This is a genomic window from Pedobacter sp., from assembly GCF_965249885.1.
Lineage (GTDB): Bacteria > Bacteroidota > Bacteroidia > Sphingobacteriales > Sphingobacteriaceae > Pedobacter.
The window spans coordinates 3,656,591-3,670,153 of the sequence record NZ_OZ252254.1; the positions used below are offsets into that span (position 1 = coordinate 3,656,591).

General features: G+C 46.6%; 11 protein-coding genes. 4 read left to right on the forward strand and 7 right to left on the reverse strand.

Features of this window, described 5'->3' with window-relative positions:
* Positions 1-7: 7 nt before the first annotated feature.
* Positions 8-403 (forward strand): hypothetical protein, encoded by a 396-nt coding sequence (locus tag ACY2A0_RS15540; protein WP_461791633.1) that lies wholly within the window; start codon positions 8-10, stop codon positions 401-403.
* A gap of 133 nt (positions 404-536) precedes the next feature.
* Here the strand turns inward: ACY2A0_RS15540 and ACY2A0_RS15545 are convergent, their stop codons facing one another.
* From ACY2A0_RS15545 to ACY2A0_RS15555, 3 genes are read right to left on the reverse strand one after another with little or no spacing between them, the layout of a single operon-like run.
* On the reverse strand, positions 537-1,904 hold the full coding sequence (locus ACY2A0_RS15545) for a RagB/SusD family nutrient uptake outer membrane protein (RefSeq protein ID WP_461791634.1): 1,368 nt from the start codon (positions 1,902-1,904) through the stop codon (positions 537-539).
* Between the two features lie 59 nt (positions 1,905-1,963).
* Positions 1,964-5,206 (reverse strand): SusC/RagA family TonB-linked outer membrane protein, encoded by a 3,243-nt coding sequence (locus ACY2A0_RS15550; protein ID WP_461791635.1) that lies wholly within the window; start codon positions 5,204-5,206, stop codon positions 1,964-1,966.
* Positions 5,196-5,762, reverse strand: coding sequence for a TlpA family protein disulfide reductase (locus ACY2A0_RS15555; protein WP_461791636.1), 567 nt, complete (start codon positions 5,760-5,762; stop codon positions 5,196-5,198). The genes ACY2A0_RS15550 and ACY2A0_RS15555 overlap by 11 nt, the downstream gene beginning before the upstream one ends.
* Before the next feature lie 563 nt (positions 5,763-6,325).
* Between ACY2A0_RS15555 and ACY2A0_RS15560 the strand changes: the two genes are divergently transcribed.
* Positions 6,326-6,835 carry a helix-turn-helix domain-containing protein gene (locus tag ACY2A0_RS15560; protein ID WP_461791637.1) on the forward strand — a complete coding sequence of 170 codons (510 nt, stop codon included), beginning with the start codon at positions 6,326-6,328 and terminating at the stop codon, positions 6,833-6,835.
* Between the two features lie 4 nt (positions 6,836-6,839).
* On the opposite strand, the gene ACY2A0_RS15565 is transcribed toward ACY2A0_RS15560, so the two are convergent.
* A complete protein-coding gene (locus ACY2A0_RS15565) occupies positions 6,840-8,006 on the reverse strand; it encodes a putative phage abortive infection protein (RefSeq protein WP_461791638.1) in 1,167 nt (388 codons plus the stop codon).
* A gap of 344 nt (positions 8,007-8,350) precedes the next feature.
* On the opposite strand from ACY2A0_RS15565, the gene ACY2A0_RS15570 reads away from it, so the two are divergent.
* A complete protein-coding gene (locus ACY2A0_RS15570) occupies positions 8,351-9,226 on the forward strand; it encodes an RteC domain-containing protein (protein ID WP_461791639.1) in 876 nt (291 codons plus the stop codon).
* Positions 9,227-9,292: 66 nt separating this feature from the next.
* On the opposite strand, the gene ACY2A0_RS15575 is transcribed toward ACY2A0_RS15570, so the two are convergent.
* The 3 genes from ACY2A0_RS15575 to ACY2A0_RS15585 all read right to left on the reverse strand — a co-directional run bounded on the left by ACY2A0_RS15575 (position 9,293) and on the right by ACY2A0_RS15585 (position 12,956).
* On the reverse strand, positions 9,293-11,023 hold the full coding sequence (locus tag ACY2A0_RS15575; RefSeq protein ID WP_461791640.1) for a patatin-like phospholipase family protein: 1,731 nt from the start codon (positions 11,021-11,023) through the stop codon (positions 9,293-9,295).
* Between the two features lie 6 nt (positions 11,024-11,029).
* Positions 11,030-12,166, reverse strand: coding sequence for a CehA/McbA family metallohydrolase (locus tag ACY2A0_RS15580; RefSeq protein ID WP_461791641.1), 1,137 nt, complete (start codon positions 12,164-12,166; stop codon positions 11,030-11,032).
* 376 nt (positions 12,167-12,542) lie between these two features.
* On the reverse strand, positions 12,543-12,956 hold the full coding sequence (locus tag ACY2A0_RS15585) for a DoxX family protein (RefSeq protein ID WP_461791642.1): 414 nt from the start codon (positions 12,954-12,956) through the stop codon (positions 12,543-12,545).
* Positions 12,957-13,074: 118 nt separating this feature from the next.
* Here ACY2A0_RS15585 and ACY2A0_RS15590 point away from each other — a divergent pair, with 118 nt between their 5' ends.
* Positions 13,075-13,437 (forward strand): winged helix-turn-helix transcriptional regulator, encoded by a 363-nt coding sequence (locus tag ACY2A0_RS15590; protein WP_461791643.1) that lies wholly within the window; start codon positions 13,075-13,077, stop codon positions 13,435-13,437.
* Positions 13,438-13,563 lie beyond the last annotated feature (126 nt).

Below are 13,563 nucleotides of genomic sequence, written 5' to 3' on the forward strand. Positions count from 1 at the left end.
TAAGAAGATGGAAACTTTAAAAACATTGAAAACAAATTTGTTGGGCGTGATTGCCCTGGTTGTGGCTTTTGGACTGGTATTGGGCATGAGCGCCTTTACCTCGGCTGAAAATGGGAAGCGTGATACGTATACTTTCTATTACGATGGGCCATACCCTGCTACCGTAGCCGATGTAGAGCAGGAGGACAATTGGACGCATGATGCTGGTCAGCAAGAATGTGGTGGTGAATTACAGATGGCCTGCTCGATCACCATCGACGAGTCGTATGTGGACGACTCCAATCCTTCGCAACCCAAATTGGAAAGTTCGGCAGCACTTCAAGCTTCCCCTTTCGGAACAAATGCAGCCTATGTAACGGGTTCGGCCGATGGAACTGCGACCATCGTGAACAGGTTAGAGTAATTGGAAATGCAGACCTATTGGTCGTAAACCAGTTGAAAAGGCAGGGATGTTGGCGTCCCTGCCTTTCTTGTATTCCATTTTTTTGTCTTGGCCCCTGAGCTTTCGTGTTTAATTTCTGTACAGGACTTCGAACTTAGTTCTGGGAAATGCCGGACTGTTCAATCACATCTGCCGGAATGGGTAGGGCATATCTTGGAGAGTTTGGGGCAAGGGTATAGGTAGTGCCATCATAGGTCCGGCTGAGCGTGATGTCGGCACCTTCCCTGTTCCATCGTTTCAGATCCATCCAGCGAAGGCCTCGCATGATTAGGGTCTTTCTTCTCTCATCCCTGACCTTTTGGAGGGCATCGTTTCGGTCGGTGGCCGCAAGACTGGGATAGCTGACCGTGTTTCTCCACCGTTTCTTTAGGAGGGTGTTGAGTACTTCCATGGCTTCGCTGACTTGGCCAGCGTGGGCGAGGCATTCTGCTTTGTTGAGGTGGAGCTCGTCTGTGGCAAGTCCCGTAAAAAGGGCGGTTGCATGGGAGGCATAGCTTCCCTTGAAGCGTTGGTTGGTGCCAGTGGCCAGAAAGTAGGCAGTCCTTCTCAGGTCATCGCTTTGGTAACTGTTGTAGAGTTCTGGAACGATGGTGGCACGGTTGGAGATGTGCAGTCCAAAGCCGCTGAACATTTCGGTGTAGAAAATAATTTCCCTGTTGAATGGTTTAAACGGGACGGCCACGGTCAGTGAATAGATATCAGTATCACTGTTGTAGTCCATAAGGGCTGATTTGATGTGGAGCGCTTTCTCCGTCGCAGATAGGGCGGACGGATAGTCCCGCATGTACAGGTGCGTCCGTGCGAGCAGGGCGTGTGCCGCTGCCTTGGAGGGACGCAAGACGTGCTGCGGATGGTCTGGTAGTAGCAGGACTGCTTCCTGGAGGTCCTTTAGTATGGCGCTGTAGCATTCGGCCACCGTGGAACGTTTGGAGCGGACGTTAAAATCCGAAGACCTCCTCAGTACGATGCCAAGATCGTTCTGGCTACTTTGCATATCGTAGGCCAGGCCGAACTGTGTGGTGAGGGCAAGCTCGTAGAAGGCCCGGAAGAATAGGGCGGAGCCTTTGGCATTGTCCCAGCCCTGGGCGTTGCCGGTGGTTCTGTCGACCTTTTCCAGCAGTTCAAGGGCAAGGTTGGCGTTATAGATGGCCAGGTAGCCTGCAGACCAATCATTCTGGAATCGATAGTCCATTGGTTGCCAGATGTAGGCATTGGAATAGACGGCCAGCGGGGCGATGGCTGCTGGGGTCAGGAAATAGTCGTCAGAGGCGGTCTCGCCATAGGACGGGGTAGTGCGAAGGTTCATCGTGGCCGCATCGTCCAATAGGCCTTGGATATCGGTGATGTTCTGGGGAACTACCAGTTTCTGGTCGGATTTTACCGCTAGGAATTTTTGGCAGCTGCTGGCCATCAGACCGAGCAGGAGACAGAATTTCGAGATGGTGTTCTTATGTTTGTTCATGTTGATCTGTTTTATTTTTCAGATGTTGTTTGATGATTTTCTTTGGACTGATAAGTTTTTTAGAAAGAGCCGCGTAGGCCGAAGGTGAACTGTTTGGCCGGCGGGATTTGGTTGTTGTAGTCCGGATCTAGGTTGTCCCTATTCTTGCGCCAAAGGATTCCCCCCTCCTGTAGGCCACTGAAAATTTCCAGTCTTCGAAGCCCAATGCCCCAAGGCGCAATGTTGGGGGTATAGGCCAATCGAATGTAGCTCAATCGGGCGTGGTCGGCACGGGCGGCATGGATTTCAGAAGCATTGTAGATGCCGTCACGAACGGCATTGGCAGGGTAGAGGAATGAGGGGACATGGGTACGGGTTTCATCTCCAGGCTGTTGCCATCGTTTGGCAAAATCGGCGTGGGTCGTTCCCGAGCTAATCATGTTATTGTAGTTGATGGAGTTTTTCATGAAATAGTAGGCGAGCTTGAAATTGATGTTGACCGATAGGCTGACCTGCTTATAGCTAAAGGTGTTGATCAGTGCTCCGAAATAGAGTGGCGTAGACCTGCCGATAAAGACGAGGTTGTTGCCAGTGGCCGAGGCCTCGGCGGTAATGGCGGTATAGTTGATGCTGGGCTGGCCGTTGACATACCCCTGCGGGTTGCCGCCCGGGTCCAGCCCCGCCCACCGGTAGGCAGCGATGCCGTATAGCGGCATGCCGATGATGGGAGAGATACGGTTTCCGCCGTTCAATAGGCCGTGCAGGTCCGCTCCGGAGCTGCGGTAATAGTCGGTAGTCTTGCTTTCGTTTCGGCTGACAAAGAGTTCGGCGTTCCATTGGAGCTTGCCCTCGAGGATCTTACCACGCAGGTCGATGTCCACGCCGCTGCCTTTCATCGCTGCTACATTTCTGGTCAGTACGGCGCTCCGTCCCCAGGTGGTATAGTCATAGGGAGCTGTACCATAGAGATCTGTCCCTTTTTTGATGTAATAGGAAAGCGTGCCGCTGATGCGGTTTTTCTTGGTGGCGAAATCCAGTTTAAGGTCGAGCTGTGACAGTTGTTCCCATTTGAGCTCTGGATTGTTGATCGTCACGATACGGGTGTAGCGGAGGCCCGAAGTGGCGTTGCTGCCATAGGCGGCAATGGGCAGGGCGGTGCGGGAGAGGTCGACATTGCCACTGTACCCATAGGTGGCCTTGAGGTTCAGTGTCGGTAGGAAACCGAGATTGTAGAAGCTTTCGTTGGAAACGCTCCACCCTAGGCCCGCCGACCAGAGGGGCTTCCAACGGTCGTTGGTGTTGGCGCCAAAGATGTTCGAGCCGTCCTTTCTGGCACTTGCCGAAAGGTGGTACCTGCCCATGTAGCTATAGCTGAGATTCCCATAGAAGGAAAGGAAGCGTTGGCGGGTACTGCTCATCGATGCGCTGCCGCCGATAGCGCTGGTACTTTTGGTCAGGAATTCGGGATAGCGGGTGACGATATCCACGTCGGTAAAACTCAAAGGGTCTTCGTAATAACCGAAACGGTTGTTGCCATCGCCGCTATTGTTGACGTTCCTGCCCTCTGCGCCTAGGATAGCATTGATGGCATGTACGCCCAGTTTTTTATCAAGGTTGAGCTGTGTCCTGGCCGTAGATGAGGCAACATCACTGAACCTGGTGGATAGGGTGCCGCCAACGGGCACGATATAGCGCACGATCTGGGTGGTGTAGTTGAACTGGCTGTAGGTGTTGGTCAGGTTCCTTGCGGCATAGCTTTCGGGCTCGGCATGTGCGAGGTTCTCCAGGCGTTGCTGTTGGTGCTGGAAGCCGAGGTCAAGTTGCAGGAAATTGGTGAGTTTGTATTTCAGCGTGCCACTGGCAAAGAACTCCTGTCTGTTGGTGGTCTGGTATTCGTAATTGTGGTTTTCCAGTGGATAGTATTTCCAGTCCAGAAGCTTTCCCCTTGCTGCGGTATCGGTGTAGGCCCCCCTATAGAACCTGTCCAGGGGAATGGCATTGCCATTTTCGTCCCGAAAGCTGAGGTATATCGGGTTTCTGCTAGCGGTGGTAATGCTATTATATGCGGGCCTGCCCGAACGGCTGTTGTTGGCCGTATAGGAGGCCAGGGTACTGAGGACAAGTTTATTCCCAAACCTGAAGTCGTTGGCGAGTTTGAGGTTGAGTCGGTTGTTTTTGGCAAAGGTCTCGCTCAAGCTCCGATCGTAGCCTGCGGAGATATAATAGCTGTTGTTGCCGCCGCCCCCCTTAAGGTTCAGGCCATACTGTTCGGTGATGGCGTGGGTATAAAATGCATCGAGGTAGTTCTGTCTGCTGTCCTGGGTGAACAGGTAGTCGAGTTTGGCCGTTAGCTGTTCATTCGTTATGTTGCCAAGCCTGTTTTGCAGCATAAGCTCTACCGCTGGCGGAAGCGCACGGAATGGGAAACGGCTAGCCTGGTCGCTGAAATAACCTTGGTCAAAGAGCATCCTTTCGATACCGATGTAGTCCCTGGTGTCCATCTGGCTGACGGCAAAAAGGTCGGGCAGTGTTTCTACCAGTGCGTTGGCATTGAAACCGATCTGTGGGGGCTGGTTGAGCCTGCCTTTTTTGGAAGTGATGACGATAACGCCATTGCCAGCACGTGCCCCCCAGATGGAGGAAGCGGAGGCATCTTTTAATATGCTGACGTTTTCGATGTCATTGGGATTGATGTTGTTGATGTCTCCCTCATAGATGAAGCCGTCGAGTACGATCAGCGGGTCGAGCGGTCCATCGATGGTGCCCAGGCCACGGATCGAGATGTTGGTCCTGTTCTGTGGGTTTCCTGGTGTCTTTCCCGTGTTAAGGAGCAGTCCGCTGCTCTGGTTGAGTATGCGGTCTAGGATATTGGTGCCGGTGGTACTTTGGAGCGCCTGCTCGGAAATGACCGACACCGTTCCGTTGATCTCATTGGGCTTTAGGGTCTGGTAGCCCGTTTGGACGACCACTTCGTTCAGTGCCTGCACGTTGGGGGTCATTTTAAGGTCGAGGTTACCCATCTTGGTGACGATCTTTTTCAGTGTAATATAGCCAACGGCGCTAAAGGTGAGGGTATCTGGCAGTGCCTTGAGATCAAGGCTGTACTGTCCATCGGGCTGGGAAAGGCTCATTCCGTTGCGTATGGAACGGATGGTGGCCCTTACGGCCTCGCCGTCTATGCCGGTGATTTTGCCTGTGAGCCTCTGTTGCGCCGCAACTTTGTTTTGGCGCTGTTCATTGGAACCGGGCTGTAGAGTTTGTGCTGGGCAGATGTTGGTGGCCAGTATGAATGCCAATAGGCAGATGAGATGTTTATTGCTCATGGTAGCCCTCCTTTAATGGTAGATCAAGGGGCAGTCCGGCTACCAGTCTTTCGATGTTGGTATGGGTGATTTCGCCAGGACCGGTGATCGCCTTGATTTTTCGGTCGTAGCCGATCCAGATGTAGTGGGGCAGGCTGCCGGAATGGTATAGGGTGTTGGTGGCTGCGTTACCGGTGACTAACGGTAGCGAGAAGCTGGGATATTCAGTTTTGAATTTTGCCAGGAAGGTTTTTATCTTTTCAAGGTTGTCCCGACTGGAGTTGTCAATGAGCAGCACTTGCAGGTTTTTGGGGAATTGCTTTTGAAGGCTATCGATCTTGGGGAAGCTTTTGATGCAGCTGCCGCACCAGGTAGCCCAGAAGTCCAGTAGGATAGCTTTGTTCTTAAAGTCGCTGATCTTGGCTTGGTGGGTAGTATGGTTAAGGATGTTCTCCAGTTGGATGTCTGGAACCTTGTCGCCGATCTGGTAGGTTTTTGTCGGGGCTTTTTCTTGTGCGTACAAGGAAAAGTTGAGGCATAGCACGGCCATTGCGATGGTTATCGTTATTTTTTTCATGTCTGTTTTGAGTTAGTTTTGGTATGAATAGAAATAGCCTGCTGCCGTTACTTAATTAATTAACTACCTAAATGTTTTGGGCAGCAGGCGGGCATCGGAAAACTAGACGGGGTTTTTGGGTTTTAGGGCATAGAGCCGGTCAAAGGGATAGGATTGGTTTGGTTTTTGGCCATGGAATTTGCAGACAGCGGGTAGTGCAGTGCCTTGGTGGCAATGTTGTTGTGTAAAAACCGATGTTTTGGTTCGTTCCATGCTCGTATTTGGTGATACGAGTCTACGACTATATGGTACACTATAGCGGGCTCTATACACCGCTCTACCAGGCTTCTGACGACCTTGCCAACGGATTTACAATAGAGCCCGTGACTCTATAGTGCGTACGAAAATACGCAAAATATTGCCACAGGCATTAATCTATTGTCTCGTTGGCTGTTTATTTGTCAGAATTTGGTAGCCGAGACTCTTACTAATACCTTAATTATAAAACGAATATAAGAATAATTGTTTATTAAAAAGAAAGTTATTGCACTAAAGTAAATAATTTGTTGCCGTCAATTTGATTCATGAATCGATTTGACAGAACAGTTTTTGGAAGAAATGTTAAGAGTTTGAGAGAGGCTTTAGGAATATCACAACATGATTTTTCATCTCTAATAGACATTTCTAAAAGAACACTCGCTAGCATCGAAGCGGGAGCAACAAATATAAGTATTGATTTATTATCAGTAATATCATCATTCTTTAATATCTCGATTGATAATTTGGCTGATTCTAAACTAATAGTACCGCACAACTTTAGCGAAATTATTAGGGAAGTTCACAAAAATAAAACATCCTATCTAATTATATTGAATAAACGACCAAACCTAACTTATGCTATAAATAACATTTTGTTAGTTGCAGATTTCATCGAAAAGCCAAAGGAAATTAATGAAATCAAATTATTTTTCGAGAAACATGGTTGGGAGTATTTGGGTACTTCTATATCAAATGCTTTAAAAAGACAAGAAGGTAAGATTAAAATTGAGCCGCATCCTACAAAGAAGAGGACTTTCGTTTATTCTAAAAGATAGATAATTAATCTATTTCATATACATCATTGTTGCCAAATGATTTGGCAATCTTACGTATTTCGTCAACTTTAGCGTCGATAAAAGGATCTTTTATTAGTTCGTTGTACCACAGATTATGGATCATGTTGTACTTGGTAAAGAAGTGTTGGGAGCCATTCTCCCAAGTTTTTCCGTGGCCGGATAGCCAGTTATAGAACAGTAGAATCTGTTCGTGGTTAGAAAGTTGGGCTCGTAGGATACGTAAATAATGGATTTTTTGATTATCATTCTTAAGTGCTTCACTATTGACTACTAGTTTTACGGTTAAATAGAGATGGCGGAAGTAGTGCCCAAGCCTTGAAGCGTGGCCGGAGAATGGTTTGTAGTTGAAGTTAAGCTTTAATCCCACCATCCTATCTTTCCTTTCATAGTTCTTATAGATTTTAAATGTGTGTGGTGACTGGTGTGTGAGGCTAGCCAGTCTGATATGTCTTTCAAATTCAGCAGATTTACTATATTTTTTCTGGTATTGATCCCATCCTGAAAAAAAAAGATCGTAGCAACGCTCATAACCGGTTGAATCTAGAGTATGTAGCACTTTATAACCTGTGATGATAGCTTCTAGTTCGGTTTTCATGGTAACAAACACTTTTCTCCCTTTAGTAACTGTGTAAAATTTTGTCATAGGTTGTTTGCCACCGGGTTGTTCTTCAAAGTCGTAGCCGGATATTTCCATTTCAGAAACATTTTCACGGTGTAGGCGGATCATTTCATAGAACTGAGACTCAAACTGCTGGATTCTGCGTTCCTTGTCCTGCCTATTGATTTGTTGTTGGAGTTGTTTGGTGTTTTCTTCTTGTTCGATCAGGAAAAGTTTTCGTTGTTGCTTGTTGGCTTCATACTGCATGAGGAAGGCGAGGCCGGTGACGATAACACCTGCAAGGGCAATATATGGGTTCATTAGTCCACCGATAGTGTCACCTATCTGTCCTGTGGTTGTGTCAAATTCTTTGGCTTCAACTTTATCTGTGAAGAAATAAGGCGAATAAAATGCGAATCCTATGGCAATGGCTGCAAGTGCAAGCAGCAGATAGATATGCCAGTTTGAGATTTTGTTGAGCGTGGCGTGCTCTGTTTCTTTATTAAGTTTTCCTTCAAGCTTTTTGTTTAGCTGTTCCAGTTTTGTAATCATAAATAATAGGATGACAAAAAGTAGGGAAAGTAGGATGGTGAGAAAGATATGGTTCATTTAGATTGTTTGCTTGTGATCAAAGTTAAGCATTTCAATAATTTGGAACGTTTTTCTGGTAATAATTATCATTGTATTTTTCTAGAACATATGTATATATGAGAGTAGTGATTGCTCGCCATTTGTGAGAATGGCGTGTTTACGCCATGTTTTTTGTGGGCGGTTGATTCTATTTTGCGGGCTTAGATCTGATCGCTTATGTAGATAGCTTTACCTGTGTCCCGCTTTGGTGTGTGAGTTCTTGACCAGTCAACTGGTGCCATGCGGGCGTTACTTTAATTTTTTTTATGAGAAGAAAGACGGTAAAGGTGGCTTTCCGTGAGCTGCGCAATGAAGTGGATGGTTTGTTGGGCAATGAGGGTTTGTCTCTGGTGGAACGTTTTAATGGGGCGATGCCCCTGGTGGTGGAGTTTCTGGAGTTTGCCAGGTCTGAAAGGTTGTTGTTGGGCTTTGGCGATAGGATGGAGGAGATCTATTTTTTTAAGTTCGAAAAGCCGGAGTATTATGCGATGAAGATTTATCTGGCGGGCTGGTTTACGCTGATGAATGGGAGGCCGAAGGGGACCGCTGAGCAGCTTCGCTCGTATTATAGTGAGGAGCTGCGTTTTATCTGCCGCTTCTTTGGGCAGCATGCCTTCCATTACCAATATTTCCGTTCTGGGATGACCGAACTGGATGAGCTGCTGTTTGTGCGTGGGGCGGAGGTGTCCCCGGTGTTTGTGATGGAGGTGCCGGAGCTTGACGGGAATTTCTGTACCTCTGGAGATTACCTTTTTGCAAAGTTTTTAGCGTATGAGCGTCTGCAGGATTTGATCATTTCGGAAATGGATAAGCTGGATATGGGCAGCAGAAATCCCTCGGTTGTTGACGGTGCTGGAGCTGTTGTTAGTTCGGGTGCTACCAAGGTATTGGACTGGACAGGGGAGGTGATCAATATGGTGGAGCTTGGTTATGCGCTATGGGTTTCAGGACAGATCGGAGGTGGAAAGGCTTCCCTGGCAGATATTTTTCGCTGGTTGGAAAGTTCTTTTGGGCTGGAGATTGGCATTCCTGCCAATAGGCTACGGGAGATCAAACGACGTAAACGGATGGAGAAACTGCATTTTATCTTATTGATGCAGGAAATGCTCTCAGATTATATTGACAGGAGTGAAGGGATGTAGTGTATTTCAAGAATAGAAGGCATCCGTACCTAGTTTGGTACGGATGCCTAAATAGGATCAGATCACCTACGTTTTGTTGGACTTCAATTGTGTTGATAGGAAGTCGGGGTTTGCCCTGAATTCATTCCAGTGCTGTTGGCAAGTGGCAAGTGTTGTCAAAAGTGCATGTTGTGTGGCAGGGGGAAGATCTTGGAAGCCATTTGGCTCCCTTCCCTGTTTTTTTGGGGCGGTCAGTTCTTCCAGATAGGCTTTGATATTGTAACACATGGTCACCTGTCCGGTGATGACTAGCATTTCGAGCATTTTTTCCAGTTTTTCCTCGTCGGTGAACCAGAGGGTTGTACCAAATCCGGCGGCCGTTTCTACGATTTTTTTAATCTTGTCGCCGATCTCAAAGGCGTAGTCTCCATCTTTATGTCGGGATATCCATGTCTTTTCGGTGAGTTCGCCGATTAGTGAGGTAGAACGTCTGAAGCTATAATTGGGATGTTCATAGAGCCTTTTGTAATTCAGTCTTCGGACGACCTTCAGGAAAACTACCGATAATAGGGTCAGCAGTGACATTGCCCTGTTGGCAACAAGGGGTTCAAGCCGGTGGTAGGAAAGTTCTCCTATCTTTAATTTCGACAGTTTCTTGAAATAGAAAGGATCTATAAGGGCAAAGGCATTCGACTTCATTTTTTCATATTGTTGTAGGCTTTTTTTGAACAGAGCCTTTTTAGTCAGAAAAAGTAGGCCCGTTAATATCGAAAGGGTCACGGAAAATCCAGTGAAGATGTTGTTGCCGTAGCACCAGAATGATGGAATCAGCGCAGAAAGAAAAAATGTAGTTAATAGGATGTTGTCGACCTTTCTCAAAAAGTTTCTTGTTCTGTCCGCCATTTGGTTAAGTGTGAGGGATTTCCAGTTGTTCTTCTTGGGCCGCTCTTCAAGTGGTCTGTAGGCGTTCATGTCGGGCGAGGCTACGTCAGATACGATGATCAGATCAAAATAGGGACGTTCCATACCATTTTTGTACATCAAGATGCTTTCTACTCCCTGATTGTCATAGATGCCTCCATCCATGATACCTGTGACATGGATATTTTTTTGGTCATTTTTATCTTTGAGCGCCTTCAGTAACGGTGAATCGTCATGGATATAGTCGTCTGGCCAAAGGAGGGGTTCAAATCCTCCGGGAAAACAGGAGGAAGAGGCAATGATGTCCGACAGTTTGATCTCTTTGGCTACCGCCGTGGCTACTCTGAAGGCGTCGTTGCCAGTACGTAGATAGCGGTCGGGGTTCCTGAACCTAAAATTGATGGCGTTGGTAAATTCGGTGGCGTTGAACACTACAGTCTTCAGATTGCTTTTCATCGTGGAAAAGTCTGCCAAGGTTGCGCCTAGGGTGAAGTGCTCGTCGTACTGCTCGGCAAATGCGTTGATCAGGTTTTTGGCTTTGTATTTGTTTTTCAGGTGGTTGTCTGGGTTAAGTTTTTCAATGCCGGTAGCAACCAGGTCAATCGTTTCCAGTTTGTCCATCAGAAAATGATAGCAGGTTTCGAACGAACTGCCGTTCTGTTTCATTAGTGCATATACTACTCCGGTGATTGTACCTCCGGAGACTGTAGAGATCATTTCTACGTTTTCCAACAGCGGCTTTCCCTGGTAGTGTAAATATTGGAGGTAGGCCAGTCCCCCTAAGTGGAAGCTGGCTGCACGATAGCCTCCACCAGAGAGGCTGATAGCGATTTTTTCAAGTGGGTTTTCGGGAACCTTACCAATGGCAAAGTTGTCCAGGGCAGGGATAGTTTGCATTTAAAATTAGTTTTTTGCCCAAATGGGTGAAGTGATGATCTGGTCGCCGTCCTGTTGGGTGATTTTGACGAATAAATAGTAGGCTTTTCCTGGCGCAACGGTGAAGTTATACTCGAGGGTGTCCGATTGTGAAACGGCCAGTTTTTTTGGAGATACTCCTTGTCCCGCCTCGCCATAGAAAACTTCTATGCTTTTAATATGGTCATTGGGATCTTCATCGGACACGGCCACGCTGATCTTAAGACTTGAAGCCCCTTTTAGATAACTGCCCATGGGCTGATCGTTGATGGTAAAGTATACCTTGGTGTTCCAATCCTGTGTGGCATAAAAGCGGTTGGCCCTATAGGCGTCGATGATGTCCTCTTTGGTCAATGACTTCGCAAGTACTGCAGTTCTTGAGGATGTATGCCTACCAAAGGTAGTATTATGGTTGTCATGATCCATTGTCGGTCCCACTATATAGCCTTTGGAAAGTAGGGTGGTGTAGTAGTTGTAAAAGGTTAGTGGGCGTCTTACCGAATAGTCCGTTAGTTTGGAATCAAATTGCCCAGTCGCAATGGAAACCCCTGTTACTGCCTTATCTGCTATAAGCTGATAAGGTCTGTTTTTAAGGTCATTGAAATGTGTAGGTTCTGGATGGGCCAGGGTCGCGAATGTATTTGGACTGGATGCGACGAGTTGGAATAGGGAGCTATAATCAGTTTGGGGATTGTAGATTTCATAGTTGCCTTTTTCCCAACCGATCAGCTTATCGATGCCATAGATCAGCACGTGTCCTCCATTTTTGATGACCCCGTACTCCATGCCGTAAAGGGCTACGAATTTTCCATCTTCGGTGGCTTCCCTCGCCTGTTGGATCCCCATGGCGTAGTTGGTAGGCAGTTTCATTCCTGCCTGGCGATGGTTGTGTTCGGAAATGCCCAAGAAGTCCAGATGTTTGGTTTGTTTTGCATACCTGTAGGCATCTGCGGGTGTCTTGACGCCGCTTTTCAGACTGTCCTTTGTGCCATCTGAATAGGATGTGTGGGCATGGACATTACCGAAATAGATATTGTAGGTTTGCTGTGCGAAAACTCTTTGTCCGTGAACATTCGCTAAGATCAGGACAAGTAGATAGTGAAGCGTATTTTTTGTAAATTTCATGAGAGCTGATTTGAACGTTTAGTAAAAATAGGAGTTTATTCCTGATGATTCCAAATAATTTGCATTCTTAATTTAAGGTAATTAGCTGAAAACCAGTTTTTTCTTATTTACGAGATGCGCGGGCAGGTTGATTTTTTTAAACGGATGGTCAAACGTACTGAAACGATTGCTGTTGTCGCCATCAGTTTTTTGAAAAGTGAGCGATAGGCTGTATCCTTCTTTAGGGTTGACCATCACGGAAGCCTTCCCTGATTGGGGGCTTCCGTGGAGTAGAGATGTATTCCTGCCAATAGTTTGTTTCTAATGGTCTGTTGGCTAATGCGCTGCTTGGTGGGTGACGAAACTAGTGGCAATCGTTTCTGTGCCATGTTTTACATTACTTTTTGGCTTGAAGTTTATAGCTGCTAATGTATGATACAATTAGGATGATCAGGAAAACGATTGCAACCATAGTTTTGCTTGCAGGGTCGCCGGCACAGAGGTGGGCCAACGCTGCAGAACCGAACGTGATGGCAAAGCCAAAGTAGGCAAATTCTTTCAACAAACGGATAGGCAGCCATAGCAATAACGCACCGATAAGTTTGGTAATGCCCAGTTCTACCCTAAAAAAATCTGCCGAAAAACCTAATTGCTGCATTCCCACCTTTACTTCCGGATTTGACAGTGTTCGAAAACCGATAAATACCATCATCATAGAAATAATTCCGGTAGTGGCGTAATAGATGATTTTTGTGGCATTACCCGCTTTCATGATGTTGTTTTTTTCTTGTTCCTGATTTTTCTGTTTCATTTTTAAAAGTTTAAAATTTATAGTGCAAAACTAACTATATTAGCTTTCTAAATGTAAGTAGTTACCTGAATGTAAGTAGTAACCTTTGGGTAAGTACCAATTGGAAGTGAAGCAAAAAATGACATCAAGTAAATTAGAATTTTCAATGCAACAATGCGCACAGCGGTTGTCAGCCACCGAAGATGCAATATATGTTCTTGGGGGCAGGTGGACAATACGTGTAATGATTGCTACTTTGGGCGGACATACTCGCTTCAATGATATCCAACGTTCTATCAAAGGGATTTCAGCCAAAGTGCTGTCCAATGAGCTGAAAAAATTGGAAGAGAACCTTTTGGTAAAACGTACTGTATTTGCCGAAAGTATTCCAGTGATCATAGAATATATGCCTACCGACTATAGCAGATCTTTAAGGGATATCATTACGGCTTTATCCGACTGGGGAGCCAAGCACAAAAGCCATATCACTAATAAAGAATAATATCGCAGCTGTTGACCATCCTCCCGTTTGCTGTTGTGAGCCTTAATTTGCTGCGGTATGAAAGTAATAGGAAGTTGGGGATTTTATGCAGCAATTAAACCTTACGTGGATTATGATAGGGAGGTT

Bases quoted from the DNA above. Each gene is read 5' to 3' on its own strand.
- ACY2A0_RS15540 (WP_461791633.1), top strand. From the start codon at position 8: ATGGAAACTTTAAAAACATTGAAAACAAATTTGTTGGGCGTGATTGCC.
- ACY2A0_RS15545 (WP_461791634.1), bottom strand. From the start codon at position 1,904: ATGAACAAACATAAGAACACCATCTCGAAATTCTGTCTCCTGCTCGGT.
- ACY2A0_RS15550 (WP_461791635.1), bottom strand. From the start codon at position 5,206: ATGAGCAATAAACATCTCATCTGCCTATTGGCATTCATACTGGCCACC.
- ACY2A0_RS15555 (WP_461791636.1), bottom strand. From the start codon at position 5,762: ATGAAAAAAATAACGATAACCATCGCAATGGCCGTGCTATGCCTCAAC.
- ACY2A0_RS15560 (WP_461791637.1), top strand. From the start codon at position 6,326: ATGAATCGATTTGACAGAACAGTTTTTGGAAGAAATGTTAAGAGTTTG.
- ACY2A0_RS15565 (WP_461791638.1), bottom strand. From the start codon at position 8,006: ATGATTACAAAACTGGAACAGCTAAACAAAAAGCTTGAAGGAAAACTT.
- ACY2A0_RS15570 (WP_461791639.1), top strand. From the start codon at position 8,351: ATGAGAAGAAAGACGGTAAAGGTGGCTTTCCGTGAGCTGCGCAATGAA.
- ACY2A0_RS15575 (WP_461791640.1), bottom strand. From the start codon at position 11,023: ATGCAAACTATCCCTGCCCTGGACAACTTTGCCATTGGTAAGGTTCCC.
- ACY2A0_RS15580 (WP_461791641.1), bottom strand. From the start codon at position 12,166: ATGAAATTTACAAAAAATACGCTTCACTATCTACTTGTCCTGATCTTA.
- ACY2A0_RS15585 (WP_461791642.1), bottom strand. From the start codon at position 12,956: ATGAAACAGAAAAATCAGGAACAAGAAAAAAACAACATCATGAAAGCG.
- ACY2A0_RS15590 (WP_461791643.1), top strand. From the start codon at position 13,075: ATGACATCAAGTAAATTAGAATTTTCAATGCAACAATGCGCACAGCGG.